Here is a 24,984-nt window from a genome sequence, read left to right as displayed (position 1 = left end):
GGAGCCTGCCCCGCCGCGCAGCGGGCATCGAAACAGCATGGGTTGAACGGAAGAAGGCGGTCGGCTTACCAGTCGATCAGGCAGGCGCTCCACGACAGCCCGGCGCCAAAGCCGATCAGCACGACCTTGTCACCGCGCATCACGCGGCCCTGCCGCACGGCATCGCCCAGCGCCAGCGGGATGCTGGAAGCGCCCGTGTTGCCCGTATCCGCCAGGCTGACGAAGAAGCGTTCGGGCGCAATGCCCATCTTGATGCGCACCGACTCCAGCATGTGCGCGTTGGCTTGATGGAAGACGAACAAGTCCACGTCTTCCTGCTCAAGGCCGTTCTTCTCCAGCAGCGCGTCAATCACCTCCGGCACCTTGGTCAGCACGAAGTTGAAGACGCCAGGCCCATTCATGCGGAAGTCCGGCTGATACGCGCCGCCGCTGGTCAGGCCATGCAGCCCCGAGGTGTGCGCGGTGATGGCCTCGGCGCCTGTGCCATCGGTGCCGAACTCGAAATCGCGCACACCGATGCCGTGGTCGGCCCGGCGGATGAACGACGCAGTGGCCGCATCGCCCATGATGGTCTTGAGGCTGCGGTCTTCCGGCGCCACCAGCTTGGTGTACGTGTCGGCCGTGATAAGCAGCACGCCCTTGGCGCGGCCGCTGTCGACCAGCCCCTCGGCCAGCATCAGGCACGACACGTAACCCGAGCACCCCTGGTTCACGTCGAGCGCGCCGCTGCGCGTGGGCAGGCCCAGTGCATGCTGCACCAGGCAGGCGCTCGTCGGGATCAGGAACTTGGGCGTCTGGCTGCAGAACAGGATGAAGTCCACCTCTTCCGGTGCGATGTCGTGCTCGTCCAGAAGACGGCGTCCGGCGGCGATGGCCAGCTCAAGGCTGTACTCGTCGTCGCCGGATATATGCCGAAGGTGGATGCCGGTTTTGCCTGCGATTTTGTCGACAGGCCAATCCGGGTTCAGCTCAGCAATGGATTGATTACTGAGCGTCGCATCCGGCAGCGCATAGCTGATCGATTGAATCTGTACCGCCATGAGAGGGCTCCGCGTGAGTGCGTGGTTGCGCGACTGCGTTATTGACGGTGATACACAAGAGGCACCATGACTGGGTCGGCCTGCCGCAGCAGTGCCCCGCCCCAGGAGAAGCCCACCCCAAAGCCGACCATGCCGAGCGTCTCACGCACTGGGCGTGGGGCATCCGCGTCGTGCTCGGTCACCATCATCAATGGGATGGACGGCGGGCTGGTGTTGCCGAAGCGGTCGATGTTGCTCGGCATCTTCTCGGGTGCAATGCCGATCTTCTTCGAGAAGTAATCGAGCATGAATTTATTGGCCTGGTGGAAGAGCCAGCGGTCCACGCTCTGCACCGGCCAGCCGGAGATGGTGGAGAGCTGCTGCACCAGTTCCGGCACGTGGTTGAGCGTGAGGCCAAACACGGCCGAGCCATCCATGTACAGCTCTTCCTGCGAGCGCAGCACCTTGTCTTGCGGGTGTGGGCGGCGCTCAGCCGATTCCACCGTGCGCGGCTGGCGAAAGCCGCCAGCTTCGATGATGAGCGAGTCGCTGCCCGCGCCGTTGGTGCCGGCAAAGAAGAAACTCTCCGCCGCGTCTTCCGAATACTCGATGGCCGTAGCCGTGCCCGCATCGCCAAACAGGATGTTGGCCGGAATGTCGTGCGGCGAGATCAGCTTGCTGGGCGTGTCACCCACCAGCAGCAGCACGCGCCGCATCCCTTCCTTGGCCAGCAGCCCGAAGGCCACCATCAGCCCGTACACGTAGCCCGAGCAGCCGAGCGTGATGTCAAACGCCGCGCAGTGAAACGACAACCCCAGCCGGCGCTGCAGCACGCAGCTCGTGGCGGGCACCACGTAGTCAGGCGTTTGCGAGAGGAAGATCAGTGCATCGACGGAATCCTTCTCCCAGCCGACGGACTCCAGCAGGCGCTCGGCCGCCACGTAGCAGAGGTCGGACGCGCACATGCCATCGGGCGCCACATGCCGGGCCTGGATGCCACACAGCTTGGCCGTGCGGCCAATCTCCACCGGATCACCGGCGATGTCTTCGTTGCGCCGGACGTGATCCGGCACCGCGGCAGACACCCCGGCAATGCGCGCGTTGTGAAAGCGCCGGTAGCCCATTCAAGCCTCGACGCTCTGGCCGTGCACCAGCGCACGCAGCTCGCGGAACGTGGTCAGCTCCTGCAGCGCCATCGGGTCCACCACCTTCTGGTAGTGCGTATCGATCAGTGCGATGGTGCTGAGAAACGCCAGCGAATCCCACACTGCCTCTTCCACCATGTTGAAGTCGTCGGTGATCCGCTCCGGCGACACTTCGAGCAGGGCCGCGAAGTCTTCAATGAATTTTTGATCGTCCATCGGTTCACCTCAATCATCAGGAAACAGCGGGGGAAATACGCCAGTCGTGCCGGCGGGCATGGTCCAGCAGTGCTGCGTTGGAGCCGACCGCCACCGGGTGGTCAGCCAGGGAAAGCATCGGGATGTCACTGTCGTGGTCGCCATAGGCAAAACCGCCGTGCATGGAAAGGCCGTGCACCTGCAGGAACTGGCGCAGCGCAATGGCCTTGCCCTCGCCAATGGTCGGCTCGCCCAGCATGGCGCCGGTGTAGCGGCCGTCGCGTTGCTCCAGACGGGCGCACACCACGTGCTCGATCGACAGGTCAGCCGCAATGGGCGCAATGGCCTCGGCAAACGAACCGCTCACCACGATGACAACGGCACCGGCCTGCTGATGCGCGTTGAGCCGTGCGACCACCGTGTCGTGGTACAGCGCTGCGCGATTGGCCTCAAACCACTGCTGCGCGGCGCGTGCCATGTCCTCCACCGGAATGCCCGCGAGCTGCCGGTAGAAGTAGCGGTTCTGCGCGGCGCGGTTGGCGTTGCGCTCGACATACCACGTCAGGTTGGCGCGCACGTCACGGATGCGGCGCTCGGCCTGATCGGGCGAAGCGGCTGTGCTGCGGTGGTACTGCTCCAGCACGGCGAGCATGCTCTTCGGGCGGATCAGCGTTTCGTCCAGATCGAACACCGCGCAGATGCGCGCAGCGTTGACCTCAGGCGCAGCACAGTCAGGGGCGATGACGGCAGTCATGACAGCACCGTCCATCAGTTGTGCAACGACTTGAGCGCCGTGCTTTCCAGTGCGGAGACGAACTTGCGGTCCAGCACCGTGAAGGTAAGCGTGAGTTGCGCAATCACCTTGCCTTGCTGGCGAAAGTCGATCCGCACGGCCATCTTGCCGTCGCCGGTGGTGCGCAGGTTGCGCTCCAGCACGCGGTACTCCAGGTCCACCCGGAACGGATAGGCAAAGGCCTTGAAATCCACGTTGATGTTTTCGGCCAGATACATCTTGGCCGCCGTGGAGTGGAATTTCTGCGTAACGGCATTGCCCATCTGCCGGGCCGCTTCCAGCAGCACCATGAACTGCACATGCTTGCCAGTCACGTGGTCACTCAGGTCAGCGCATTCATCGTCGATCAACAGCACGCTGGTGTAGGTGTCTTCACCCGTTTCCTGCGGGTCGGAGATCAGCGTGTTGGAGCGCTTGATCTTGTGCGTGAGTGTGCCGTCACAGCGCTGGTGGCTATCGAAATAGCTGCGCAGTGAGATCTGTCCGGCATGGTTGCTATGGGCCACCAGATCACGCAGCACGTCCACCTGCGATTCAGAGATGCCCTGCTCCAGCGAGATGGCGGCAGGCTCGAGCTGCCCGTCACGAACACGCGCGACAAGCTCATCGAACGTGAGGATGCTTTGCGCGTTGGACAACTCCTGAAACTTGTTGCCAACCACACGAATGAGGGTATCGGTCATAGGGCGCCTGTCGTATGCGTGCTGGGTAATTGGATTGCCAATTGCGATGCACTCGACATCCATTCGAATGCGCATCGCATTTGTCATCGTTTTTATATCGACCCGCCTTTTCCGCATGTGCGCTATTGCATTTACATATGCGGCCAACCTGATGAATTCGCGCTTTGGTGCTCTGCCGCAAATCCACTGCTGGAAACGGGTCATTGCCTCTGCCGGACGCATCCTACCGTTTGCTGCAATGCGGTCAACTGCAAAAAAATACAGTAGACGGGTTGCTGCTTTTCACACAGCATCCGCGCTTAATCACGGCGCCTTTGTGCTTTGAACCAAACCGGGGCACAGGCGGCCCTGCCGCACCTTTTTGATCTGCAAAACGGTGCACGCACGTGATTTAAAAGGCCGCCATTGGATTGCCAATCAATCCAATGCGACGGATTGGTGAAACCGCGCGTTGGTGTGCGGCATCCGGCCCAACCTGGATGCCCGCTGGCCGATGCGTTCCACACTCCAATAGAGGCAGCAAGATGGCTCAACACGACTCCAAGGCCCTGGCCAACAAGTTCATCCACGCGCTGGAAACACGCGACCTCGACGCCGTATCGGACCTGCTGGCCGATGACGTTGTCTTTGAAGACGTGCCGCTGGCCGACACCGTGCACCGCGGCAAACCCCGCGCCGTCGAAAAAGTGGCCGAGTTCTTCGGCAAATCGTCTTCGTACGTCTGGAAGAAGCACCGCGTGGTGTCGGAAAACGGCACGGTGTTTGTCGAGCGCACCAGCGACATCGTCTTTGGCGACAAGAAGGTCACGCTGCCGATGGTCGTCATTCTCGAATTCAACGACGCCGGCAAGCTGACGCTGTTCAAGGACTACTTCGACCTGCAGACGCTGCAAAGCCAGCTGGCCTGATTCGCTGCTGATCCGCAGCTGATTCGCGGGCGAATTCCATGCAGGCACGCCGCCATCCCGGGCGGGTGGCGGCGCCTTCCCATCGCCCTACCTACCGATCCACCGTTTGAGGAGATGACCGATGAGCACGTCGTATCGCTCCGAAATCCACCGCTTCGGCGCACCCGCCGAAATCCGTGACCTGCACATCGATGAAGCCGTGGCGCTGGTGCGCGATGGCGATGCGATTGCCGTATTGCTGGACGTGGTCCAGCCCGAGCAGCTCGATACTTGGTGGGCCGACCCGTCGTACCCCGAGGTGATTCCGCACCGCTCGCTCTCGGGCGTTGCCAACACCGGCGTGGCTGTCGGCCCGATGCAGTTTCTGGAAAACGAAAAGCTCGTGGTCGGGCTGGCGGACTACTTTGCTTATGCCGGCCGCTTCAACGGGCAACTGCGCAACACCGCCTTTGCCCGGCTGATTCACGATGCGCTGCACATCGACACCGTGCAGGTGGGCACGTGGGCGGAGTTTCCGCTCACCTCCAAGCGAGAGTTCCAGCCCAAGAAGGAAGGCATCTACAGCGTGCCGCCGCATTGCGACGCCATCCACTTCTCGCGCGACCCGGGCAACTGGCCGATCGGCGAGAACTACTCCGAGCTGAAGAACCAGATCTCGGTGTTCCTCTCGGTGGCGGATTCCAACGAAGGGACCGGCCTCGTGTTCTGGGACTACCGCCCGCAGGACTTCGCTCAGCTGCACACGCTGATGAGCGAGTTCTTCGCCAACCAGACCATCCCCCAGCTCGAAGACGTACCCAAGCTGGTGGTGCATGGCAAGCCTGGCCAGCTGCACGTGCTCAACACGCGCGTCATGCATGCCGTGGAGCAATGCCAGGCCGTGCGCCGCACGATCGGCGCCTTTCTGGTGCGCCATGAAGACAGCTGGCGCATGTTCCACTGAACCCGCCCAGCCACACGTTGATCGGCAGATGCCCGCGCGGCGTCTGCCGGTGCTAGAGGCCCACCCATGAAGAAATGGATCGTGCTGTTCTCGATCGGCATCTACCTGCTGCTGATCAACCTGGACCTGACCATCGTCAACCTGGCGCTGGCGGAGTTCTCCAAGGATTTCAACGCCAGCATCGAGCAGATTCAGCTCGTGATCGTCAGTTACCTGGCGGCCGCGGCGGCGTTCTTCTGCCTGTCGGGCGTGCTGGCAGATCGCTATGGCAAGAAGCGCGTGTTCATGGCGGGCGGGCTGCTGTTCGTGCTGTCGTCGCTCTATATCGGAGCGTTTGCGCACAGCATCGAGGCCATCATCGCCGCGCGCTTTGTCCAGGGCATCGGTTTTTCAGCCACGCTGGGGCTGGCACTCATCCTGATCGGCAAGGCGTTTCCGCCCGAGCAGAAGGGCCTGGCAACCGGTGTGGCCGTCACCATCACGGGGATCGGGCTGGCGGCGGGGCCGCCGCTGGGCGGCTTCATCCTGCAGGCTTTCGGGTGGGAGATGATCTTCCTCATCAACGTGCCGCTGGGGTTGCTGTCGCTGCTGCTCACGGCCGTGTTTGTCGACAAGGATGATCCGCACGAACTGAGCGCCCGCGCGCTCGACGTGGTGGGCGTGCCGCTCTACCTGCTGGGGCTGGGCTGCCTGATCGTGCTGTCCAACGCGCTGGCCACGCTTTCCTGGGCGCAGATTGGCGCGCTGACGGCAGTGGGCGCCATCTCGACCGTACTCTTCGTGCGTCGCAGCCTGCACGTGGAGGCGCCGCTCATCAACCTGTCGCTGCTGAAGAACGGCACCTACCTGACGGTGGTGGGCATCCGCATCATCTTCAACTTCGTGATGGCGAGCTTCCTGTTCGTGCTGCCGCTGTTCATGCAGAACATCCTGAACTACTCGAAGGTGCGCGCGGGGCTGTGGGTGCTGTGCATGACGGCGTGCATCTTCGTGGTGGGGCCCATCACCGGCAAGGTCATTGATCGCCACGGCTACAAGCTGCCTGTACTCACCGGCATGGCGCTGCTGCTGGTGAGCTGCGCCGCCTTTCTCACGCTGCGCGTGGAATTGTCCATCGTGCTGTTCGTGATCGGGCTGGTGAGCTTCGGGCTGTCCAACGGCGCACTCACCACAGCCACCATCAACGGTGCCACATCGCAGGTGTCGCCCAAGCACACGGGTACGGCCATTGGCCTGTTCTTCACGCTGTCGATGGTGGGAGCGATGTTTGGGGTGGCGGTGTCGGGGTTGATTCTCAGCAAGGTGGGGGAATTCGAACTCGCGCGACATATCGCCAGTGCTGCCGCCACGTTCACGCCCGAGCAGCTGCACACGCTGCACGGGCTCGTCAACGCCAGCCAGAACCTGGTCAACGTCGCAGGCACGTTTGCCGATCACCCGATCGATGCGGTGCGCGACCTCGTCAACACAAGCTACGTGCCTGCCATGCGCGCACTGATGGCGTTCAACGCCTTGCTGGCTGCCATCGGCATCGGCCTGTCGGTGGCGCTGTTCAAGCGCAAGGAAACGCGCCCTGCCGAATCCGCTGACCCCACGAAATCCCGCAACGAACATCTCGAAGGAGCCGTGTGATGCAATCCAGATTCCTGAATTTCGATTTCGGCAAGCTGCACTACCTGCAGGGCGGCAAGGCCAACGGACCCACCATCGTCTTCCTGCATGGCACGGCGTCCACCGCCGCTTCTTACGCCGATCTGGAACCGATTCTGGGCGACCAGTTCAACCTGATCGCGCTGGATTTTCCGGGCCACGGCCAGTCGGACCATATCGACGTGGCGCGCTTCGGCTTTCAGTACAGCATGATCGGCCTACGCACGTTGTTTGAAGAGTTCCGCCACCGCCTGTCGCTGCACGAGATCATTGCCGTGGGCAACAGCGTGGGCGCCAACATCGCCACGCAATCGCTGTTCAAGGACCCGAACCTGCTTGGCCTCGTGTCGATTGCCGGCGTGCATGCTGTCAGCCGCGAAGATGCGTTCTCCAACTTCCGCCCTGAGGCACCAAAGGAACTTGCGTTCAAGAACCACCTGGTGGGCGATGAGGCCGATGCGCTCACACGCGCTTACCTCGACGTCTCGCAAGCCGGCACGGAGGTCTACAAGCGCATGCTGACGGACATCAAGGAATCCGACGGCAACTTCCGCGAGCAGTTCGCCATCCACTTGAAGACGCAAGGCTGGCTGGACGAACTGGCCATCCTGTCGGGCAGCAAGGTGCCCTTCCTGTACATCGGCGGCAAAAACGACGCCTTCATCGACAACGCCTACTACGACAAGCTGCAGGCCCGCGTGCCGCGCATCCAGCCCGCCAATGTGCACATTCTGGAAGACGTGGGCCACGTGCCACACCTGGAAGCACCTGAGGTGTGCGGCAAGCTGATCCTCGAATTTTCCAAGACGCTGTAAGGAGCCGGCCATGAGCCTACTGATCGTCGGGTGCGGCCCCGTTGGGATGACGCTGGCCGGGCTGCTCGCCCAGCAGGGCGAGGCGGTGCAGGTGATCGACAAGCGGCTGGAGCTGTCGACCCTGCCGCGCGGCATTGCCGTCAACCAGGCGAGCCTGGCGGTGTTCGACCAGCTTGGCATTGGTGCACAGCTTGATGCGCTGGGCCTGCGCGTGCCGCGCATGAACCTGTACCGGCGCCGCGCGTACTTTGCCGACATCAACTTCCACCAGCTCGACATTGCGCGCCCGCATTTCTTCCACCTCACGCAAGACGTGATCGAGCGTGCGCTGTATCGGCGGATTTCGGAGCTGGGCGTGTCGATCCGCCAGGGGCTGGAGTTGCAGGCGCTGCAAGAAACGCCCACTGGCGTGGTCGCCACCTGCACCCACCCGGACGGCACCGAAGAGCACATCTTTGCAGACCACGTCGTCGCCTGCGATGGCGGCAACAGCACAGCGCGGCGCCTGCTTGAGGTACCCGTCGACCAGGTCATGTATGCCGGCTACTTTGTGGTGGCAGACGTGAGCTTCGACACGCTGCCGCTGGCCAACGACGAGATGCACTGCTTCTGCGGCGTGGACGGCTACCTGATGATCGTGCCAATCCCGGGTGGCAGCTACCGCGTGATCGCGTCCTTCCCGGGCGAAGACCCGCAGAGCGGTTTCGATGCTGCGTTCATTGAACGCATCATTCGCGAGATGACGCCCATCACCGCCAACGTGCGGCACCTGCACTGGATCACGCACAGCGCGTTCGGCCACCGCATTGCCAGCCGCGCACGCGTGGGGCGCGTGTTCTTTGCCGGTGATGCGTGGCACCAGTTCAGCCCCATCGGCGGCACCAACATGAACCTCGGCATTGAAGACGCGGCGGTGCTGGCGCGCGCCATCCTCGCGCGCAATCTGGATGCGTATGAGCTGCCGCGCCTGGAAGCCGTGGCGCGCAATCTGGCGGTCACGCGCTACCTCAGCCGCCTACTGGTGCGCTCGCCCGATCTGGCGATGACCGAACGTCCGTTTGGTGCACCGTCGCTTAAGCGTTTGCTGCACGACGAGCTGCCGCGCTTCCTGACCGGACTGCGCACGCGCATCCCGGCCGCAGCACCCCGCAGGGAAAACGAAGTCGTCACCGCCTGATCTGCACAGGAGACCTTCATGGTGCTCACGTTCCGCACGCCTGCAGCCAGCCGGCTGCCGTCGCTCACCGGGCTGCGCTTTCTGGCGGCCGTGCTGGTCTTCCTGTACCACGGGTCGCTCATGAAGATCGCGGTGTTCAACCCGTTTGCCGATGCACAGTGGGCCACGGCTTACAACCACCTGTTCAACGTGGGCGGGCGCGTGGGGGTGTCGTTCTTTTTCGTGCTGAGCGGGTTCGTGCTGACGTGGTCTGCACGCAGTAGCGATACCACGCCGGCGTTTCTCAAGCGGCGCCTGCTCAAGATCTACCCCAACCACATCGTCACGTGGGCGGTGGCGATGATGCTGCTGGTGGCGCCCGGCACGCGGTCTGCGGTGTGGCTGCCCAACCTGTTCCTGCTGCATGCGTGGGTGCCGGAAGACGACATCCTGCGCGGGGTGAACGCGGTGTCGTGGTCGCTTTGCAGTGAGCTGCTGTTCTACATGCTGTTTCCGCTGATCCTGCCGGCGGTGCAGCGCATACGCGCAACGCGGTTGTGGTGGTGGGCAGCGGGCACTGTGGCAGCATTGCTGGCAGCGCAGGGGCTCATCACGCTGTTCACACCGGACGCGCCCGTCGCGCCGGGTTGGCCGTTGCCCGAGCTGCGCTTTTGGCTGGCGTATTTCTTCCCACCGCTGCGGCTGTTCGAGTTCGTGCTCGGCATGCTGATGGCACGCATTCTCATGACAGGGCAGTGGATCAGGCTTGGCCTGCTGCCAGCGTTTCTCTTCATGGTGCTGGGGTATGCGGCCGCGCGCGTGGTGCCGTTTCAGTACAGCCTGAACGCAGTCATCATCGTGCCGATTGCGCTGCTCATCACCGCCGTGGCAGCAACGGATGTGGCCGATGCCCCCACGCTGCTCGCCTCACGCACGATGGTGTGGCTGGGCGAGGTGTCGTTCGCGTTCTACATGGTCCACCTGGAAGTGCTGTACGGCGCGCGAGCGCTCCTGCACGGGCAGGCGTTTGCCACGCCCGTGGCACTGGGTGTGATTGCGGTGGAGTTCGGCACGGCGCTGCTACTGGCATGGATGCTGTACGCGCTGGTCGAACGTCCCATCATGCGCCGCTGGGCCGGCAGCGCACGGCCGCGCACCGCACGCGCGTTGGTCAACCGTGCAGACGACGGCAGCCGTGCCTGAGCCTCAGGCTGCCGTGGCCGGAATCAACCCCAGCATGGCCGCCTTCACCACTGCATGCGTCTTGTTGGCCGCGTTGAGCTTGGTGATGGCGTTCTGGATATGAAAGCTCACGTTGCGCTCGGTCATCTCCAGGATGGCCGCCACCTCGGCCACGGTCTTGCCCTCGGCCGTCCAGTGCAGCGTCTGGCGCTCAACGTCTTTGAGGCGCGCGGCGGCATCGGGCAGCACCTTGCTCGCCATCAGGTTGCTGATGGTGGCGTGGGCAAGCTGGCCCAGCCAGATCATCTCCGGCTCGATGGCGGCCAGCTCGTCTGCGGTGATGGGCTCGGCGCTGCGCGCCAGGCTGAAGGTGCCGAAGATGCCGCGATGGTCTCGCATGGTTTGCGACCACCCGTGGTTCAGCCCATGCGCGCGTGCCTCCACCCAGAACGGCTCGTTCGGATCGCTGATACCGGGCCACAGCATGGGCTTCACGCAGCGCTGGCCGAACTGCAGCACCGGGTCGATGGCGGCATAGCCGCGCGCCAGATAGGTCTCTCGCCAGCGCTCGGGGTAGTTGCTCCACGCCACGGTATTGAAGCGCGTGATCGGGATCGCCGCACGCAAGGCATAGGCGTAATAGTCGAAGCCCAACAGGGTGACGGCCGTGTGCAGGCTACGAAACGCAGCGTCTGCATCGTCCAGGGTGTTCAACTCGCGCAACAGTTCTGCGCGCCACGATGTCATCCGGTTTTCCGTCAATTCAATGCGAGCGCCCATGCAAGCGTTCTCCCAAATAGAGTCAGTGCGGCAGCAATGGCGCCGGATAATCCCGCGCACATTACCGCCTCCACCGACAGACGTTTTGAACATGGCCGCGTGCCGGCACAGCATGCGGCACTCCCCCGGCTCAGGCTTGTGGCGGCCAACCCGCGTCAGTGCGCGGTTTCAGCCTTGATCTGGTCGTCGCCTTACGCTTCGCTGATGGCTCGAAACGGCGTGCTGGAACTATACAAAATTTGAAGCGGTTTGCGCGGCGCAACATACTAACGAGGGGTAGTACATTTTCTCGAATGCGGATTTGACTGAAGGCAGGAATAAATCGGCTGATAATCGCCAGCCTTTGCGCAAATTTGGTTCACGGATATAACCACGTGCTTTTTATTGGCTGCTGCGTGGTTGCTTGCTGTTCGGACTTCCCTGGCGTTCACGTTACGTGAACACTGAATGTTCTTGGACAAAGCCGTCTTGCCGTTCGCACTTATTGCAAGACAGCGCAAACTCGAACCCGTCGCCACTGGACGCGCACTTACGCAAATGTCTGCCGGAATGTGCGCCATGCCTCGGCGCGCGTCTCGAAACCGATGCCGGGTGCCTGCGGCAAGCCTGCATAGCCCGCCTCGATGCGTGCGCCATCCGCCAGCCCACGAAACGGTGCAAACGCAAACGGGCTGACCTCCGCACCGCCCAGGCCAAGTGCCGCCACCAGATGCAGCGCAAAGAGATGTCCGCCGTGCGGCCAGAACGCATGGCGCGGCCAGCCGTGCTCGGTCATGGTGTCGATGATGCGCAGGTAGCCCGGCACGCCATAGCAATGCACGGGATCAAACACCAGCACGTCGCGCGCGCTGCGCAGGCCACCGTATTGATCGAGCAACCGCGCTTCGGCCTGCGAGAACAACGCCTCGCCCGCAGCGATGGGCGGCACATACACCTCGGCCACCTTGGCATGCGTGGCGAAGTCCAGCGGGTCACACAGGTCTTCGAACCACCAGAGCCCATAAGGCTCCAGCACGATGGCCGCCTGCAGCGCAGTGGTCTGGTCATACAGGTTCATGGCATCCACGGCGAGGTGGCTGGCACCAGACAACTGCGCGGCTGCCACTTCAATGCGTTGGCAATCCACGTCCAACGGCGCACCACCGATCTTCATCTTGGCGTGCGTGAAGCCGAGATCCACGCAGCGGCGCATCTCATCAGATAGGCGCGCCAGATCGTCCTGCGGATAGCGATAGCCGCCGCCGGCATACACGCGCACACGCGGTTGCGCCACTCTGCTGAGCCGCTGTGCAAGGAAGGCATGCAGCGGCACACCGGCAATCTTCGCAGCCGCATCCCAGATCGCCATGTCGAGTGTGCCGACCGCCACGCAGCGCTCGCCGTGGCCGCCGGGTTTCTCGCCCGCCATCATCGTGTGCCACGCCCGGAATGGGTCGAGGTTGGTGCCCGCCGCATCCGCCAGACTGCCGGGTGACGCAGACAGCAGGCGCGGTGCAAAGCGCTCGCGAATCAACCCGCCCTGCGCAAAGCGGCCGACCGATGCGTAGCCGTAGCCGACCACCGGTTTGCCGTCACGCATCACATCAGTGGTGACGGCCACCAGACTGGTGGTCAGCCCACCCGATGGAATGGACGGATCGTCATATCGGGAAACCGGAATGGCCTGCTCGCGAATCTCGGTGATGTGCATGTCAGCCCTCGCAGCACCGCCGATGTGGCGGCACGTTCGCGTGCATTGTCGCAACTTCGCGCGCCACGCGTGCTCCGGCGGCGACATGGCCGTGCGATCGTCAGCAAGCCATGCGCCTCAACCACGCGACAAATCGTCGCAGTAAAAATAACAATTTGCGGGGCCTGCGTGCAGCGTGGACAACGTTGCGGAAATGACGCGTGTCACTTTTACACGCGTATGTGGCGGCGGCCGCCCGTGCAAAAAATTGAGCGCGGATTTAACGCGGAAAGCATACGTTTATCGCGCTATCGAATTGCGCGCAAAGCCCTTACAGTCTCGCCCGCGACTCGCCTTTTTGATGTAGTCGAGACCCCGACAACAAGCACGACGGTACGAAGCAACAGGGTCACTTTTCGGCGCGTCTTCGTCGCCTCGTCACTCCCCCGGTTTGTGGCGCTTTTTCAACTTGGGCCTATCCCGAGATGGCGGAGCTTTGCCTGCAATCTGGCGATGAGACGAGGACGTGGTTTTGACTTACCGCGGCGTTCTTCGCCGTGACCCTTTTGCACAGGAAGTACCCGTCTCATGCGTACCCAACTGCTCTCTCTTGGTGTTGCCATCGGTGCAACGTTTGCCCTGTTTGCAGCACCAAGCCAGGCCAACTGCGTGGCCAATCCGCCCACGCAATCCAACAGCACCTTTCCGGCCAGCCTGACCGGCAAGCTCGCGTACCACAGCTACGTGAGCTACGGCGACGGCACCAGCCAACTCTTCATCTACGACTTTGCCGCACGCACGCTGCAGCAGGTGTCGCAACCGTCCTGGGGCATCCAGGACCCGATGAACGCGGTGTTCAGCCCCGACGGCAAGTGGATTGCCTTCATGGGCATCACCAACAACGCGTGGAACGTGTTCTTCTGGCAGGTCGGCTCCAGCAACATGCCGATCAACCTGACCAACAGCACGGGCCAGACGCGCAACGAAGATCCGAAGTTCAGCGCTGACGGCAAGTCACTGCTGTTCAAGCAGAACGGCGACGTGATGCAGGCCGCGCTGTCGTACACGAGCTCGGGCCCGGTGTTCACCTCCCTCGTCAACCTGACGCGCACGGCACCGTCGGTGGAAGACTCAATGCCGTTCCCCACGCCGGATGGCACCGCCGTGTACTACGCCACTGGCACAGGCAGCAACATGGGCCTGTACAAGCAGACCGTCGGCAGCACCAACAAGGTGGCGTTCGACACGCCGGCCGGCCTGGTCGCGTACTACCCGATCGTGCGTGCAGACGGCACCGTTTTCTACGCCCGCTGGCTTGACGCCACCAGCCAGTCCGACCAGATCTACACCAAGGTCAACCCGGGTGACACGCCCAACCAGCTCTCGCTCAACGACTGCAACAGCAATAACTCCGACCCCTCGCCTGTGAACGGCACGAACTACGTGTTCTTCTCGTCCACCACGGCCGGCGGTTACCAGCTCTACCTGGGCGATGCGAGCACGGGCCAGCGCTGGAGCCTGTCGCAGTTTGGCGTGAACAACGACACCACCAAGGCCAAGCTCGGCTCGAACTACTTCCCGGGTGCCACTGCCTCGGTTGCCCCGCAGACGACGGTGCTGCTCTCGCAAGGCAAGCCGGCCAGCGCTTCGTCCAGCTACAGCAGCGCCCTAGGCCCGGCCTATGCGTTTGACGGCAACACCACCAGCACGCGCTGGGATTCGATTGAAGGCGTGGCCGGCACGCAATGGCTGATGGTGGACCTCGGCTCGACCCGCACCATCAACGGCGTCGATCTGTACTGGGATGCCGGCGCCAAGGTGTACTCCATCCAGACCTCCAACGACGGCGTGAACTGGACCAACATCTACGCGACCACCAATGGCGTGGCGTACGGCCACGTGGCACTGGCCAACCTCAAGGGTAGCGGCCGCTATGTGCGCATGTACGGCACGCAGCGCGCCACACAGTGGGGCTACTCGCTGGACGAAATGCAGGTGTGGGGCTACTGATCGATTGATCGATCCGTCTGCCTGACATGACGACGCCCCGGTGGCTATGGCCATCGGGGCGTTTGTCTTTGCAGCGCGCTAGCGCATCAACCCGCCTGGAACTCGCCAGGTACCCAGGCAAACGGCTTGGCAATACGGTTCCACGTGTTCATCTGCGCCACCACCAGCGTGAGGTTCGACAGCTCGGCCTTGCTGAAGTGACGCAGCATCTCGTCGATCAGGTCCTCGCCGATGGCGTTGTTGGACAGCAGCGTCACCGCATCGGCCCAGCGCAGCGCGGCACGTTCGCGCTCGGTATAGAACGGCGTCTCCTCCCACACGGGCAGGGAGTAAAGGCGGATGGCGGTCTCGCCCGCATGGATGCCTTCCTTGTAGTGGCGATCCAGGCAATACGCACAGCCGTTGAGCTGCGAGATGCGATAGCGCAGCAGCTCCAACAGGCGCATATCGAAACCGCAGTGGTTGACATACGACTCGACCGCCAGCACAGCTTCAACCATCTTGGACGGCAGTTCACCAAAAGAGATGCGTTCGTTCATGCAAAGGCTCCGTTGAAAGACCGCAGCCATGGTAGGCAGCACTGACCGTTGCAGCGTGCGTGCATGCCGTATGGCAAAGATCATCCCGCCGGTATACGCCGCGCCGTTGCCTCTGGTTGAGGACTAACCCCTAGATTGTCAAAAGCTGAACATTCAGCGTGGACATGACTCGGCACGATGGCGTCTCCGCACCACGCCACAGGATGGACGATGCCCGTCCCGATCAAACCACGCACCCAAGCGCCGCACGGCATGACCCGGCGCGATTTCCTGACCCTCGGCACCGCCGCTGCCGGCCTGGGCGCGTTTGGCATGACCTTGCCCGACACCGCCCTCGCAACCGCATCGGCAGCGGATGCCGACTGGCACGCCGGGCAGCTCGCGCACTTGATCCCCGCCGCCAGCCATGACCGCATTCTCATCAAGGCATCGTTTCAGGCACCACTGGCGCGCGCACCGTGGCTGATCGTGAACGGCAAGCGCGTCGCTGGCGAGCCCACCGATACAGCAGGCCGCTTCTGGCGCTTTGATGTGCGCGGCCTGCAGCCGGCCACGCAGTACACGCTGCGCATCGTCGACGCTGGTGGCAAACCGCTGGCCGATGCCTGGCCGCTGAAGACCTTCCCCGCACCCAACGCGACACCTGCGCGACTGCGCATACTCGCCTACACGTGCGCCGGCGGTTACGACGGCCCTTCCATCGCTGGCAAAACCGCCTGGCTCGATATGAACGCGCGCCGCCGGCTGCTGGCGCGCGGCATGGCGTTCGCCCCCGATGCCGTCATCGCCAACGGCGACCACATCTACTGGGACTTGCAGACCTCGCAGAACAAGCCCTTTGCACGCGACGTACGCGAGCTGATGTGGGCAAAGTTTGGAGGCGCTCTCGACACGTCGGTGCCGATGTCGCACCCAAAGAACGAGCCGATCTTCACACGCGTATGCGACTACCAGATCAGTGGGCTGTACGGCACCACGCTGCGCTCCACGCCCGCGTACTTCCTGACGGACGACCACGACACCTTTGAGAACGACGAGTTTGACGATAAGGTCGCCACGCTGCCGCCGGAGCCATATGGGCTGATCGGCGCGGAGCTGACACAGCACCGCTACTACCCCGAGTTCCTGCCCGATGCCAACCGCCCCGTATGGCTGCCAGGCGGCGACAAGGCCGGCATGCCCACCGATACCAACAGCGCATTCGGCACGCTGCGCTACGGCGCACTGCTTGAGGCCGTGCTGTATGACTGCCGACGCTTTCTCGACAACAAGGGCATCCACGCACGTGTGGTGCCGCAGTGGGTGGAAGACTGGCTGATCGCGCGCACGCGTGCGGAAGACACTGCGCACTTCTTCCATTTGCCGTCGCTGCCGTTTGCGTATTCGTCGGGCAAGCTGGGCGACTGGTATCCGGATCTGCTCGACAAGAAGACCGGGCGACTCGTCGCAAACCAACCCAAGGCAGGCTGGCAGGCAGGCTGGCACGCGCAACATCAGCGCCTGGTGGCCGCGCTCGCTGAGCAGAAGCAGCGCGCCGCCGTCATCGTGCAGGGCGATTTTCATGCGTCGGCGGTGGGGGCGATGTCGCGTTCGGGCGATCTGGCGTTCGCGCAGCCGATACATGCCGTCATGACCGGCACCCTGGGCACTGGCGACCTCGCTTTCCCGTCGGCATTCCGCAGCATCGAGACCACGCCGGCGCTGTCCGTCGCCATGCAGGAAGCGTTGCGTCCAACCGAGAAGAACGGCTTTACCATCATCGACGTGACACCGGAGAAGATGACCTTCTCGCTGTTCCTGTGGCGCCCGCCCGAGCCGGTGGACGCCATCGACACCCTCCAGCCGGCGCTGGTGTACGAGGTACCGCGCCTGGCCTGAGGTGTCCGCACAACAACAAGGAGACGCATGGCGAAGATCTGCATCGTGGGGGCCGGTTCGATCGGCTGCTATCTGGGAGGCCGTCTGCTGGCCACGGGCGCTCACGTAACACTGGTCGGGCGTGCACGCATTGGCGAAGAACTGCGTACGCATGGCCTGACGTTGACGGACTACCGCGGTGGCCACTGGCAGGTGCACGCCGCCGACGTGGCCTACGCGACCGAGCCTGGCGCTGCAACCGCGGCAGACCTGGTACTGGTCACGGTCAAGTCGGCTGCAACCGCTTCCGTGGCGGATGAGCTAAAGCCGCTGCTGCGTCCTGGCGCGGTGGTGGTCAGCTTCCAGAACGGACTGGGCAATGCCGACGTGCTCCGCGCCGCGCTGCCGCAGCAGACCGTGCTGGCGGGCATGGTGCCCTTCAACGTGATGCAGCCTGGGCCAGGCGCCTTTCATCAGGGCACGGCGGGTGAGCTGGAGGTCGCCGCATCGCCCGCATTGGGCACGTTCCTCGATACTTTCCGGCGTGCCGGTCTGCCGCTGGTTGAGCGTGCGGACATGGTCTCGGTGCAATGGGCCAAGCTGCTGCTCAACCTGAACAACGCCATCAACGCACTGGCCAATCGGCCCTTGAAGGAAGAGCTGTCGCAACGCGCCTACCGGCGCTGTCTGGCGCTCGCGCAAACCGAGGCGATGCGGCTGCTGGCGCGCGCAGGCATTCAGCCTGCCAAGCTCACCCCCATACCACCTGCGTGGATCCCGCGCCTGCTGGCCACGCCCGATGCCGTATTCGCACGGTTGGGCGGCAAGATGCTCGCCATCGATCCGCTCGCGCGCTCGTCCATGTCCGACGATCTGGCCGCCGGCCGCACCACCGAAGTCGACTGGATCAACGGCGAGGTCGTGCGCCTGGCCGATCGGCTTGGGCAACGCGCGCCCGTGAATGCGCAGCTATGTGCGCTGGTGCATGCCGCGGAAGCGGCCGCCGCACGCCCGAGCTGGTCGGGCAACGATCTGCTGGTCGCACTGCGCTCGGCCACTTGAACACCTGAGCGCGATTCAGCTTGCGCTCAGTAGCAGCGGCATGTCCTGAATCTCGATGTGCCCGTAGCGCAGGCGGATGGCACCCAGCTTCACCAGCGCCTGCAGCTCCTTGCTGAGCGTCTGCCGGCTGACGCCCAGCATCATGGCCAGCGCATCCTGCGAGGTGCTGATGGTGGCGCGCCCTTCGGCCGATTGCGATACGTCGCCATGCGCCAGCATGGCAATCCGCCGCGCCACGCGTGCGCGCGTGCCCTGCAGCGCCGCACTTGCCAGCGAGCCGTACGCCAGGCGCAAACGCATCGCCACCAGCCGCGCGATGGCGGCCGCAAACGCGGCATCGCGCATCAACGCCTCGAAGCGCTCGGCACTGACAGCGAGCACCTCGGCCTCTTCCAGTGCAATCGCACAGTGGCCACGCGGTTGCTGATCCAACGTCGACACGCCGCCAAACCAGTTGCCCGGCTCAACCAGCGCGAGAATCGCCTCGTCGCCTTCGGCATTGAAGATCGACAGCTTGAGCACGCCGCTGGCGACGCCAAAGAACGCGTTGGCACCCGCATCCACCGGATCGCCCTGGCGGAAGAGGAATGCCCCCGCGGCAACAGACACGGTCGTGGCGGCTTCCAGCAAGGCGTGCGCCGCCTGCGGCGGAAGGCTCTGGAACCAGGGATTGGCAGAAAAGACTTGCATGACGGGCGACGACAGACTTAGCTGGCACGAGCCTACATGCAATGCGTACGCATTGGCAAAGCTGCTGCGCGTTGCGGCCGACCGACATACCCCACTTCCGGGCGCCCTCCCGGCCGGCGCGTTCTGCTAACGTCGCTTGTCGCTCGACCATTCTTTGGGGGTCTCATGCCGTATCCGCGTGTTCTGGTTGCCGTTGCCGCGCTGCTCGCAAGCGTGTCCGTCTGGGCGCAGAGCGCGCCCGCCGCCAACGCAGACGACACCCGCAACGCTCAGCTGCTGCAGGAAGGCGCACAGCTTGCCAAAGCAAGCCGGCAAGCCGAGGCCATTGACGATTTCGACAAGGTGGCCACTTTCTACGAGAACGCATATCGCGACGACACGGCCCGGCTCTACAGCGCCCGCAGCCAGGTTGAATCGCTGCTGTACCTGGCGGAAGCGGCCAACGCCAAGACAAGCGCCAAAGTGGTGTCGTCCAACTGGGCGTATGCGTACTACCTCAAGGCCTACACCCTGATTGAGTTGAATCGCGCAGATGAGGCCAAGACGATCCTGCAGCGCGCCATCGACATGGCACCGCACAATGCGCAGTTCCATGCGGAGATGGGCAACCTCTACCAACGCGAGAAGAACTGGCCGCAGGCACTCGCCAGCTTCGACGCCGCCGCACGCGATGCGCGCGAGTTCTCGCCGCCGCAGATCAAGAACAACGAGCTTGGGCGCGCCTGGCGTGGCACGGCGTACGTGTATGTCGAACAGAACAGGCTGGACGAGGCCGAAGCGCTGTACCGCAAATGCCTGGAGCTGGACCCCAAAGATGGCCGCGCGGCAGCGGAGCTGCGCTACGTGCAGGCACAACGCGCCAAGGCGGGCAACCCGTAAGCGGACTACCCTGGCCGGCGCCGCAGCACCCACCCCACAGAAAACACATACCGGCTGCCGCCCACCACGCGCGTCACGCTGTGCTCGCACGCATCGGGCCGGAACAGCTTGATGCGCCGTGTCTGGAAGATCGGGTTGGCGCAGACAAACTCACCGCCCGCACGCGGCGACTTCAACACGACATTCAACCGATAGTGCCGCCCGTTGGACACCGGGTCGGTATGCGGCGGGATCTCCGCGCCTTCCGGATAGCGGATCAGGTAGCTGTCAAACGGAATCGGCCACGTTGCGGTGGCCAGCAGCATCTTGTCGTAGCCCGTGCCCTGGCGGCCACGTTGCCAACGAAAAGCGGTTTGAAGAAACTGACGCAAGGAAGACATGAGAGCCACAGGTAGCGGAACCCGCGCATGTTAGCCGGGAACTACCGCCGCTTGCCAACCTTCGACCAGTACGTGAACGGCGCTTCGTGGCACTCGTAGTCGAGTTCGGCCACGCGCGTCTGCAGGCGTTCCTGTACATCCCGTACGGCGAGGTTGTAGACCACCGGACCAATCTCTTCGATGAAGAAACTCAGCAACGCGCCAGCCTGAATGTTGCCGATACGCTCTTCCAGGTGGTCAGTGAAGTAGCGCTGGATGGATTGAATCGCCTCTTCGCGGGTATCGCGGTCAAGCTCGATCGGCATGGGGGCTCCTGAGAATAGGCAGGCTTCAGAGCGTCAGCTTGTAGCCCTCGTGGCTCGCCACGAAGCCCAGGCTTTCGTAAAAACGATGCGCCTCGCCGCGGGAAGTGATCGACAGCGGCATTGCGCGTTGGCCGCCAGTCTAAGCCTTTCTGTGCGCTGGCCGCATGAGCGTTGCGCAGCCAAAAGCATCAGTCCATCGTCTATCGTTAAGGCAGGACCACGGTGGCCCGCCAGCGAGTGCATGGGCCGCCTCATCGCATGGGAGACACAGCATGCGCGTCGAGCTGAACCACACCATCGTCTGGTGCCGCGACAAGCAACAGTCCACCCGCTTCCTGCGCGACATCCTCGACCTGCCCGAACCCATCCCATTTGGGCAGATGCTGGTCGTACCGCTGTCCAACGGCGTCTCGCTCGACTTCTTTGACAGCGACGCGCCGATCGCCGCGCAGCACTACGCCTTCCTCATCAGCGATGCCGAGTTCGACCGCGCATTCGCGCGCATCCAGGAAAAAGGGCTTGCGTACTGGGCGGACCCCGCCAAGAAACGGCTCGGCGAGACCTATGCGCACAACGGCGGCCGCGGCCTGTACTTTGATGACCCGGACGGGCACTTTCTGGAGATCATGACGCGGCCGTATGACCTGGGGTCGTGAGCTCGCCTACCATGCAAGGCCTGATGGCATTCCTCTGCACAACACAATCCACATGGACAACGCTCCATTTACGCAACGCCCGCTAGGGCCGATGCTGCGGCGCTGGCGCACCCTGCATCGCGTCAAGCAGACACACGCCGCCGAGCTGTTTGGCGTAGCGCAATCGACCATTTCCCGCTGGGAGGCCGGCGTGCAGGACATGCTGCCGGATGAGCGCCACCGCGCAGAAACGCTGCTGCATGCACGACTCAGCTCCGCCGCCGACCACGCACTAGCCCGATTGATCGACGCGCATCCGCGTGCAGTGCATCTCGTCTGCGACCTGACCCATCGGCTGCTCGCATGCTCACCCGCACGTGCCGCCGAGTTCGGCCAGCCGATGGCGCAACTGATGGGGCAATCGCTATGGCGTTATGCCACGAAGGCCATCGCCCAGCGGGAAGCTGCGCTTGACGCGCTGGGCTGGCATGACAACCTCGCCCCGCCCGGCGTGGAGTTCAGCACCGGCACCAACGATTCGATCGTCGTGCCCATTCGGCCAAGCCTGTGCCGCTGGACGCGCATGACACTGTCCGACGGCACGGCGGTGCGGCTTGTCGAAACGCTGTCGGCAAGCTGAATCGTACCGTCCGCATTTTTTGTGCGTGGACAGTCCACAGTCGAACGCCATAGGCTCAGCCAACAAACAATCGACCCGCCCCATGACGTCCGATACCTTGCTTGCCCGGCTCGACTTTCTGCGCGAGGCGGAGCGCCTCAAGAACGTACTGCGTAGCGGCTATACCTCAACAGGCCGCCCCGAAAGCACAGCGGAACATAGCTGGCGCTTGAGTCTGATGGCCATCGTGTTTGCCGATGCGCTGAAGGAACTCGACCTGTTGAAGGTACTGCAACTGTGTGTGGTACACGATCTGGGCGAGGCCATCCACGGCGATGTGCCCGCCACTCATCAACACGCACATCCCAACAAGAGCATGCAAGAGCGCCTTGACCTGCTACAGCTCACGCACATGCTGGATACCCCGGCGCGCAACGCCATCGTCGCACTGTGGGATGAATACGAAGCAGCAGCCACGCCGGAAGCACGGGCAGTGAAGGCGCTGGACAAACTGGAGACCATCCTGCAGCACAACCAGGGCGCCAACCCTGACGACTTCGACTACGCGTTCAACCTGGGATACGGGCAGCGCTACATGCAAGCGGCGCCGCTGTTTGCCATGCTGCGCGAGCTGCTGGATGCGCAGACGCGGCAGCGGATAGCGGACTCGACACCGGCCGCAGAATCGGGCTACCCGCGCATCACCTCGTAGCGCATCTCCACGAACGTGTCCTTGTACGGGGTGGCCGATGTCAGCTTCAATGCCGGTGTCACCACCGCACGTGGCAGGAGCGGCAACCCGCCGCCCAGCACCACCGGCATGATCTGCACGATCAACTCGTCGAGCAGGCCACGGTCGAGAAACTGCCCGGCCAGCTCGCCGCCACCGACAATCCACACGTTCTTGCCGTTGGCCGCCGCGCGCATCAGTTGATGCACGGGCACCACGTCACCCTGCACGAATCGGACATCCGCGCCCTCCACCACCGGCAGCTTGCGCGAAGTGAACACCCACGCGGGCTGCGTGTACGGCCAAGGCGCAGCTTGCGCAGTGCCGGGCTTGACCAGCTCGCGCAGCAGCCATTCATAGGTGGATGCACCCATCGCCAGTGCACCCACATCGCGAATGAAGCCGTCGTAGCTCGTACCGTCGAGTGAACCGAACTGCATCAGCCAGTCAAGAGAATGGTCCGTCGTGGCAATGAATCCATCGAGGCTGGCGGCAGCGTAGTACTGGGTCTTGGACATGGCATGCGCTCTTGTTAATGTTTGGGGACACGATGCTACGCGCACCACGTTAGTACCGGCTTGCGGACATACAATGCAGCCCAGCCCACTGCGAGCTGATTCCAGCCACCCGACCCAGGACAACGCCGCAATGCCCACCGGCTACGCCTTCATCGCTGCCTTTGTGCTCTGCACGCTGCTGCATCTGACGACATTCGCTGTCGTCGGCACGGCCTTCCGGATTCCCGTGCGCGAGATGACGCTCGGCTTTGGGCCGCAGTTGATCCGGTTGGGACGTGTGCGCATCCGCCTGTTGCCGCTCGGCGGCTCTGTCCGCTTCAAGGACTTGAGCGAAGATGGGCTGACCGAAGACGATCTGCTCGGTGCGCTGGATACCCAGCCGCTGTGGATGCAACTGGTGCTGGCCCTCTCGGGTGGGATCATGCTGTTGGCCGTTGCGTTGGCACTGCTCCAGCTTGAAGCGCTGCCGACCTTCATTCACGGCTTTGCGCAGATCGTGCTCGGCGCCCTGTCTCCCGCCGGCGATGCACAGACCTTCCTGGCGCAGGCGCATCAGGCCATCCTGCAGGGGCCATTCACCATGTTGCTGGGCGGCGTGGCCGCCAAGTTTGCGGCGTTCAACCTGCTGCCGCTTCCTGCAACCAATGGTGGGCAGGCACTGGCCTTCATCGGGCGCAGGCTTGGGCTGGCCAGAACGTGGCCCGCGCAACTAACGCAGTTGCTGATGCTGGCATATCTGGCATTGGTGCTGTCCTGGGCCGCTGCGCTGGTGACGTACGTCGCGCACCAATAGTCCGCATCGCCGTTCACCCCGCCCGCAAGCCTTTTTCCGCCAACCACTGCGCATTGAACAGACGCGCGAAGTACAGCGTGCCCCGATCGCACAGGAGCGTGACGATGGTATGCCCGGGCCCCATTTCGCGCGCCAGCTGCACCGCCGCGCCCACGTTGATGCCGGTCGAGCCCCCAACGAACAACCCTTCCTCGCGCAGCAGCCGATAGACCATCGTCACGCACGTCTGGTCATCAATGCGGATGGCATCGTCAATGGGCGTGCCCTCCAGATTGGCCGTCACACGCGTCGAGCCGATACCCTCGGTGATGGAGCTACCTTCGGCCTGGATGGCGCCCGTCTTGATAAAGCTGTAGAGCCCACTGCCGTGCGGGTCCGCAAGTACGGTCTTCACCGCCGGGTTTTGCTCTTTCAGGTAGCGCGCCACGCCGGCCAGCGTGCCACCCGTGCCCGTTGCGCAGACGAAGGCATCGACCTTGCCTGCTGTGTCATGCCAGATCTCGGGGCCAGTCGTTTCATAGTGCGCCTGGCGGTTGACGGGATTGTCGAACTGGTTGGCCCAGATGGCGTTGTCCAGCTCCTGCGCCAGTCGGCCGGCAATCTTCTGGTAGTTGTTCGGGTCTTTGTACGGCACTGCCGGCACAGGGCGCACCTCTGCGCCCAGCACGCGCAGCAGGTCCATCTTCTCGGGCGATTGCGTTTCAGGAATCACGATCACGCAGCGATAGCCGCGCGCCGCGCAGATGTGCGCCAGGCCGATGCCGGTGTTGCCTGCAGTGCCCTCCACCACCGTGCCACCCGGCTTGAGCGTGCCGCGCCGCTCGGCGTCTTCGATGATGTAGCGCGCGGCGCGGTCCTTGACCGATCCACCGGGGTTCAGGAATTCCGCCTTGCCAAGAATCTCGCAGCCGGTTTCCTCGCTCAGCCGGGCCAAGCGGATCAGCGGCGTGTTGCCGATCGTGCCGACAAACCCATCGTGGATGGACATGGCGCCTCCTGCAGTGTGGTGTGCACACCTTTACAGGATAG

The 24,984-nt window shown here is 63.5% G+C and carries 27 protein-coding genes; 14 read left to right on the top strand and 13 right to left on the bottom strand.

The genetic code is table 11. The annotated features are described in order from the left end of the window. Nucleotides 1-65 precede the first annotated feature (65 nt). Genes ACS13N_RS22355 through ACS13N_RS22335 form a run of 5 tightly spaced genes read right to left on the bottom strand, consistent with a single transcriptional unit; the run spans nucleotide 66 to nucleotide 3,835 of the window. Nucleotides 66-1,040 carry a 3-oxoacyl-ACP synthase III family protein gene (locus tag ACS13N_RS22355; RefSeq protein WP_039596684.1) on the bottom strand — a complete coding sequence of 325 codons (975 nt, stop codon included), beginning with the start codon at nucleotides 1,038-1,040 and terminating at the stop codon, nucleotides 66-68. A 38-nt stretch (nucleotides 1,041-1,078) separates the two neighbouring features. After that, nucleotides 1,079-2,143 (bottom strand): 3-oxoacyl-ACP synthase III family protein, encoded by a 1,065-nt coding sequence (locus tag ACS13N_RS22350; protein WP_438933784.1) that lies wholly within the window; start codon nucleotides 2,141-2,143, stop codon nucleotides 1,079-1,081. Next, nucleotides 2,144-2,380, bottom strand: a complete 237-nt coding sequence (locus ACS13N_RS22345; RefSeq protein ID WP_104656191.1) for an acyl carrier protein — start codon at nucleotides 2,378-2,380, stop codon at nucleotides 2,144-2,146. A gap of 16 nt (nucleotides 2,381-2,396) precedes the next feature. Next, nucleotides 2,397-3,113: an HAD family hydrolase gene (locus ACS13N_RS22340; protein ID WP_438933783.1), complete on the bottom strand. Its 717-nt coding sequence runs from the start codon at nucleotides 3,111-3,113 to the stop codon at nucleotides 2,397-2,399. Nucleotides 3,114-3,127: 14 nt separating this feature from the next. Beyond that, nucleotides 3,128-3,835, bottom strand: coding sequence for an AfsA-related hotdog domain-containing protein (locus ACS13N_RS22335; RefSeq protein ID WP_438933782.1), 708 nt, complete (start codon nucleotides 3,833-3,835; stop codon nucleotides 3,128-3,130). Nucleotides 3,836-4,359: 524 nt separating this feature from the next. Between ACS13N_RS22335 and ACS13N_RS22330 the strand changes: the two genes are divergently transcribed. The 6 genes from ACS13N_RS22330 to ACS13N_RS22305 all read left to right on the top strand — a co-directional run bounded on the left by ACS13N_RS22330 (nucleotide 4,360) and on the right by ACS13N_RS22305 (nucleotide 10,510). Then, entirely contained in the window at nucleotides 4,360-4,743 is a 384-nt protein-coding gene (locus ACS13N_RS22330) for a limonene-1,2-epoxide hydrolase family protein (protein WP_438933781.1), read from the top strand. Between the two features lie 121 nt (nucleotides 4,744-4,864). Beyond that, the gene (locus tag ACS13N_RS22325; protein ID WP_438933780.1) at nucleotides 4,865-5,686 is read left to right on the top strand and encodes a hypothetical protein; all 822 of its coding nucleotides are present in this window, start codon (nucleotides 4,865-4,867) and stop codon (nucleotides 5,684-5,686) included. 66 nt (nucleotides 5,687-5,752) lie between these two features. Beyond that, nucleotides 5,753-7,318: an MFS transporter gene (locus ACS13N_RS22320; protein WP_438933779.1), complete on the top strand. Its 1,566-nt coding sequence runs from the start codon at nucleotides 5,753-5,755 to the stop codon at nucleotides 7,316-7,318. Continuing rightward, nucleotides 7,318-8,151, top strand: coding sequence for an alpha/beta fold hydrolase (locus ACS13N_RS22315; RefSeq protein ID WP_438933778.1), 834 nt, complete (start codon nucleotides 7,318-7,320; stop codon nucleotides 8,149-8,151). Before ACS13N_RS22320 ends, ACS13N_RS22315 begins: the two co-directional genes overlap by 1 nt. A gap of 10 nt (nucleotides 8,152-8,161) precedes the next feature. Then, a complete protein-coding gene (locus ACS13N_RS22310; protein WP_438933777.1) occupies nucleotides 8,162-9,328 on the top strand; it encodes an FAD-dependent oxidoreductase in 1,167 nt (388 codons plus the stop codon). Between the two features lie 18 nt (nucleotides 9,329-9,346). Next, complete coding sequence (locus ACS13N_RS22305; RefSeq protein WP_438933776.1) at nucleotides 9,347-10,510, top strand: acyltransferase family protein; 1,164 nt, start codon at nucleotides 9,347-9,349, stop codon at nucleotides 10,508-10,510. A 3-nt stretch (nucleotides 10,511-10,513) separates the two neighbouring features. Here the strand turns inward: ACS13N_RS22305 and ACS13N_RS22300 are convergent, their stop codons facing one another. Beyond that, nucleotides 10,514-11,269: an autoinducer binding domain-containing protein gene (locus ACS13N_RS22300; RefSeq protein WP_438933775.1), complete on the bottom strand. Its 756-nt coding sequence runs from the start codon at nucleotides 11,267-11,269 to the stop codon at nucleotides 10,514-10,516. A 529-nt stretch (nucleotides 11,270-11,798) separates the two neighbouring features. Next, entirely contained in the window at nucleotides 11,799-12,959 is a 1,161-nt protein-coding gene (locus ACS13N_RS22295; protein WP_438933774.1) for an enolase C-terminal domain-like protein, read from the bottom strand. Nucleotides 12,960-13,526: 567 nt separating this feature from the next. Here ACS13N_RS22295 and ACS13N_RS22290 point away from each other — a divergent pair. Further along, on the top strand, nucleotides 13,527-14,948 hold the full coding sequence (locus ACS13N_RS22290; protein ID WP_438933773.1) for a discoidin domain-containing protein: 1,422 nt from the start codon (nucleotides 13,527-13,529) through the stop codon (nucleotides 14,946-14,948). 86 nt (nucleotides 14,949-15,034) lie between these two features. Here the strand turns inward: ACS13N_RS22290 and ACS13N_RS22285 are convergent, their stop codons facing one another. Continuing rightward, nucleotides 15,035-15,487 (bottom strand): carboxymuconolactone decarboxylase family protein, encoded by a 453-nt coding sequence (locus ACS13N_RS22285; RefSeq protein ID WP_438933772.1) that lies wholly within the window; start codon nucleotides 15,485-15,487, stop codon nucleotides 15,035-15,037. Nucleotides 15,488-15,697: 210 nt separating this feature from the next. Here ACS13N_RS22285 and ACS13N_RS22280 point away from each other — a divergent pair, with 210 nt between their 5' ends. Further along, nucleotides 15,698-17,365, top strand: coding sequence for an alkaline phosphatase D family protein (locus tag ACS13N_RS22280; RefSeq protein WP_438933771.1), 1,668 nt, complete (start codon nucleotides 15,698-15,700; stop codon nucleotides 17,363-17,365). 27 nt (nucleotides 17,366-17,392) lie between these two features. Continuing rightward, on the top strand, nucleotides 17,393-18,406 hold the full coding sequence (locus ACS13N_RS22275) for a 2-dehydropantoate 2-reductase (RefSeq protein ID WP_438933770.1): 1,014 nt from the start codon (nucleotides 17,393-17,395) through the stop codon (nucleotides 18,404-18,406). Nucleotides 18,407-18,421: 15 nt separating this feature from the next. Here ACS13N_RS22275 and ACS13N_RS22270 read toward each other — a convergent pair whose 3' ends face one another. Continuing rightward, on the bottom strand, nucleotides 18,422-19,096 hold the full coding sequence (locus tag ACS13N_RS22270; protein WP_438933769.1) for a Crp/Fnr family transcriptional regulator: 675 nt from the start codon (nucleotides 19,094-19,096) through the stop codon (nucleotides 18,422-18,424). 165 nt (nucleotides 19,097-19,261) lie between these two features. Here ACS13N_RS22270 and ACS13N_RS22265 point away from each other — a divergent pair, with 165 nt between their 5' ends. Continuing rightward, nucleotides 19,262-19,975 carry a tetratricopeptide repeat protein gene (locus tag ACS13N_RS22265; RefSeq protein ID WP_438933768.1) on the top strand — a complete coding sequence of 238 codons (714 nt, stop codon included), beginning with the start codon at nucleotides 19,262-19,264 and terminating at the stop codon, nucleotides 19,973-19,975. 5 nt (nucleotides 19,976-19,980) lie between these two features. Here the strand turns inward: ACS13N_RS22265 and ACS13N_RS22260 are convergent, their stop codons facing one another. Then, the gene (locus tag ACS13N_RS22260; RefSeq protein WP_438933767.1) at nucleotides 19,981-20,355 is read right to left on the bottom strand and encodes a 2OG-Fe(II) oxygenase; all 375 of its coding nucleotides are present in this window, start codon (nucleotides 20,353-20,355) and stop codon (nucleotides 19,981-19,983) included. Nucleotides 20,356-20,396: 41 nt separating this feature from the next. Next, a complete protein-coding gene (locus tag ACS13N_RS22255) occupies nucleotides 20,397-20,660 on the bottom strand; it encodes a DUF2164 domain-containing protein (RefSeq protein ID WP_021193339.1) in 264 nt (87 codons plus the stop codon). A 272-nt stretch (nucleotides 20,661-20,932) separates the two neighbouring features. Between ACS13N_RS22255 and ACS13N_RS22250 the strand changes: the two genes are divergently transcribed. The 3 genes from ACS13N_RS22250 (at nucleotide 20,933) to ACS13N_RS22240 (ending at nucleotide 22,626) form a co-directional block, all read left to right on the top strand. Beyond that, nucleotides 20,933-21,316 carry a VOC family protein gene (locus tag ACS13N_RS22250; RefSeq protein WP_048934908.1) on the top strand — a complete coding sequence of 128 codons (384 nt, stop codon included), beginning with the start codon at nucleotides 20,933-20,935 and terminating at the stop codon, nucleotides 21,314-21,316. A 52-nt stretch (nucleotides 21,317-21,368) separates the two neighbouring features. Continuing rightward, nucleotides 21,369-21,935 (top strand): helix-turn-helix domain-containing protein, encoded by a 567-nt coding sequence (locus tag ACS13N_RS22245; protein WP_438933766.1) that lies wholly within the window; start codon nucleotides 21,369-21,371, stop codon nucleotides 21,933-21,935. An 82-nt stretch (nucleotides 21,936-22,017) separates the two neighbouring features. Further along, complete coding sequence (locus tag ACS13N_RS22240; RefSeq protein ID WP_438933765.1) at nucleotides 22,018-22,626, top strand: HD domain-containing protein; 609 nt, start codon at nucleotides 22,018-22,020, stop codon at nucleotides 22,624-22,626. On the opposite strand, the gene ACS13N_RS22235 is transcribed toward ACS13N_RS22240, so the two are convergent. Beyond that, complete coding sequence (locus tag ACS13N_RS22235; protein ID WP_438933764.1) at nucleotides 22,605-23,162, bottom strand: dihydrofolate reductase family protein; 558 nt, start codon at nucleotides 23,160-23,162, stop codon at nucleotides 22,605-22,607. The two genes, ACS13N_RS22240 and ACS13N_RS22235, sit on opposite strands and share 22 nt — an antisense overlap. Nucleotides 23,163-23,235: 73 nt before the next feature. Between ACS13N_RS22235 and ACS13N_RS22230 the strand changes: the two genes are divergently transcribed. Beyond that, nucleotides 23,236-23,955, top strand: coding sequence for a site-2 protease family protein (locus ACS13N_RS22230; protein ID WP_438933763.1), 720 nt, complete (start codon nucleotides 23,236-23,238; stop codon nucleotides 23,953-23,955). 13 nt (nucleotides 23,956-23,968) lie between these two features. Here ACS13N_RS22230 and ACS13N_RS22225 read toward each other — a convergent pair whose 3' ends face one another. Continuing rightward, nucleotides 23,969-24,943, bottom strand: a complete 975-nt coding sequence (locus ACS13N_RS22225) for a cysteine synthase A (RefSeq protein WP_438933762.1) — start codon at nucleotides 24,941-24,943, stop codon at nucleotides 23,969-23,971. Between the last annotated feature and the right edge of the window lie 41 nt (nucleotides 24,944-24,984).

Origin of the sequence: Ralstonia sp. 24A2 (assembly GCF_051783885.1) — a bacterium.
Taxonomy (GTDB): domain Bacteria; phylum Pseudomonadota; class Gammaproteobacteria; order Burkholderiales; family Burkholderiaceae; genus Ralstonia.
This window is presented reverse-complemented; position numbering and strand designations above follow the sequence as displayed.

Bases quoted from the DNA above. Each gene is read 5' to 3' on its own strand.
- ACS13N_RS22285 (WP_438933772.1), bottom strand. From the start codon at position 15,487: ATGAACGAACGCATCTCTTTTGGTGAACTGCCGTCCAAGATGGTTGAA.
- ACS13N_RS22255 (WP_021193339.1), bottom strand. From the start codon at position 20,660: ATGCCGATCGAGCTTGACCGCGATACCCGCGAAGAGGCGATTCAATCC.
- ACS13N_RS22260 (WP_438933767.1), bottom strand. From the start codon at position 20,355: ATGTCTTCCTTGCGTCAGTTTCTTCAAACCGCTTTTCGTTGGCAACGT.
- ACS13N_RS22330 (WP_438933781.1), top strand. From the start codon at position 4,360: ATGGCTCAACACGACTCCAAGGCCCTGGCCAACAAGTTCATCCACGCG.
- ACS13N_RS22290 (WP_438933773.1), top strand. From the start codon at position 13,527: ATGCGTACCCAACTGCTCTCTCTTGGTGTTGCCATCGGTGCAACGTTT.
- ACS13N_RS22340 (WP_438933783.1), bottom strand. From the start codon at position 3,113: ATGACTGCCGTCATCGCCCCTGACTGTGCTGCGCCTGAGGTCAACGCT.
- ACS13N_RS22230 (WP_438933763.1), top strand. From the start codon at position 23,236: ATGCAGCCCAGCCCACTGCGAGCTGATTCCAGCCACCCGACCCAGGAC.
- ACS13N_RS22305 (WP_438933776.1), top strand. From the start codon at position 9,347: ATGGTGCTCACGTTCCGCACGCCTGCAGCCAGCCGGCTGCCGTCGCTC.
- ACS13N_RS22295 (WP_438933774.1), bottom strand. From the start codon at position 12,959: ATGCACATCACCGAGATTCGCGAGCAGGCCATTCCGGTTTCCCGATAT.
- ACS13N_RS22345 (WP_104656191.1), bottom strand. From the start codon at position 2,380: ATGGACGATCAAAAATTCATTGAAGACTTCGCGGCCCTGCTCGAAGTG.
- ACS13N_RS22250 (WP_048934908.1), top strand. From the start codon at position 20,933: ATGCGCGTCGAGCTGAACCACACCATCGTCTGGTGCCGCGACAAGCAA.
- ACS13N_RS22350 (WP_438933784.1), bottom strand. From the start codon at position 2,143: ATGGGCTACCGGCGCTTTCACAACGCGCGCATTGCCGGGGTGTCTGCC.
- ACS13N_RS22235 (WP_438933764.1), bottom strand. From the start codon at position 23,162: ATGTCCAAGACCCAGTACTACGCTGCCGCCAGCCTCGATGGATTCATT.
- ACS13N_RS22240 (WP_438933765.1), top strand. From the start codon at position 22,018: ATGACGTCCGATACCTTGCTTGCCCGGCTCGACTTTCTGCGCGAGGCG.
- ACS13N_RS22225 (WP_438933762.1), bottom strand. From the start codon at position 24,943: ATGTCCATCCACGATGGGTTTGTCGGCACGATCGGCAACACGCCGCTG.
- ACS13N_RS22320 (WP_438933779.1), top strand. From the start codon at position 5,753: ATGAAGAAATGGATCGTGCTGTTCTCGATCGGCATCTACCTGCTGCTG.
- ACS13N_RS22270 (WP_438933769.1), bottom strand. From the start codon at position 19,096: ATGCAAGTCTTTTCTGCCAATCCCTGGTTCCAGAGCCTTCCGCCGCAG.
- ACS13N_RS22245 (WP_438933766.1), top strand. From the start codon at position 21,369: ATGGACAACGCTCCATTTACGCAACGCCCGCTAGGGCCGATGCTGCGG.
- ACS13N_RS22300 (WP_438933775.1), bottom strand. From the start codon at position 11,269: ATGGGCGCTCGCATTGAATTGACGGAAAACCGGATGACATCGTGGCGC.
- ACS13N_RS22280 (WP_438933771.1), top strand. From the start codon at position 15,698: ATGCCCGTCCCGATCAAACCACGCACCCAAGCGCCGCACGGCATGACC.
- ACS13N_RS22325 (WP_438933780.1), top strand. From the start codon at position 4,865: ATGAGCACGTCGTATCGCTCCGAAATCCACCGCTTCGGCGCACCCGCC.
- ACS13N_RS22315 (WP_438933778.1), top strand. From the start codon at position 7,318: ATGCAATCCAGATTCCTGAATTTCGATTTCGGCAAGCTGCACTACCTG.
- ACS13N_RS22275 (WP_438933770.1), top strand. From the start codon at position 17,393: ATGGCGAAGATCTGCATCGTGGGGGCCGGTTCGATCGGCTGCTATCTG.
- ACS13N_RS22335 (WP_438933782.1), bottom strand. From the start codon at position 3,835: ATGACCGATACCCTCATTCGTGTGGTTGGCAACAAGTTTCAGGAGTTG.
- ACS13N_RS22355 (WP_039596684.1), bottom strand. From the start codon at position 1,040: ATGGCGGTACAGATTCAATCGATCAGCTATGCGCTGCCGGATGCGACG.
- ACS13N_RS22265 (WP_438933768.1), top strand. From the start codon at position 19,262: ATGCCGTATCCGCGTGTTCTGGTTGCCGTTGCCGCGCTGCTCGCAAGC.
- ACS13N_RS22310 (WP_438933777.1), top strand. From the start codon at position 8,162: ATGAGCCTACTGATCGTCGGGTGCGGCCCCGTTGGGATGACGCTGGCC.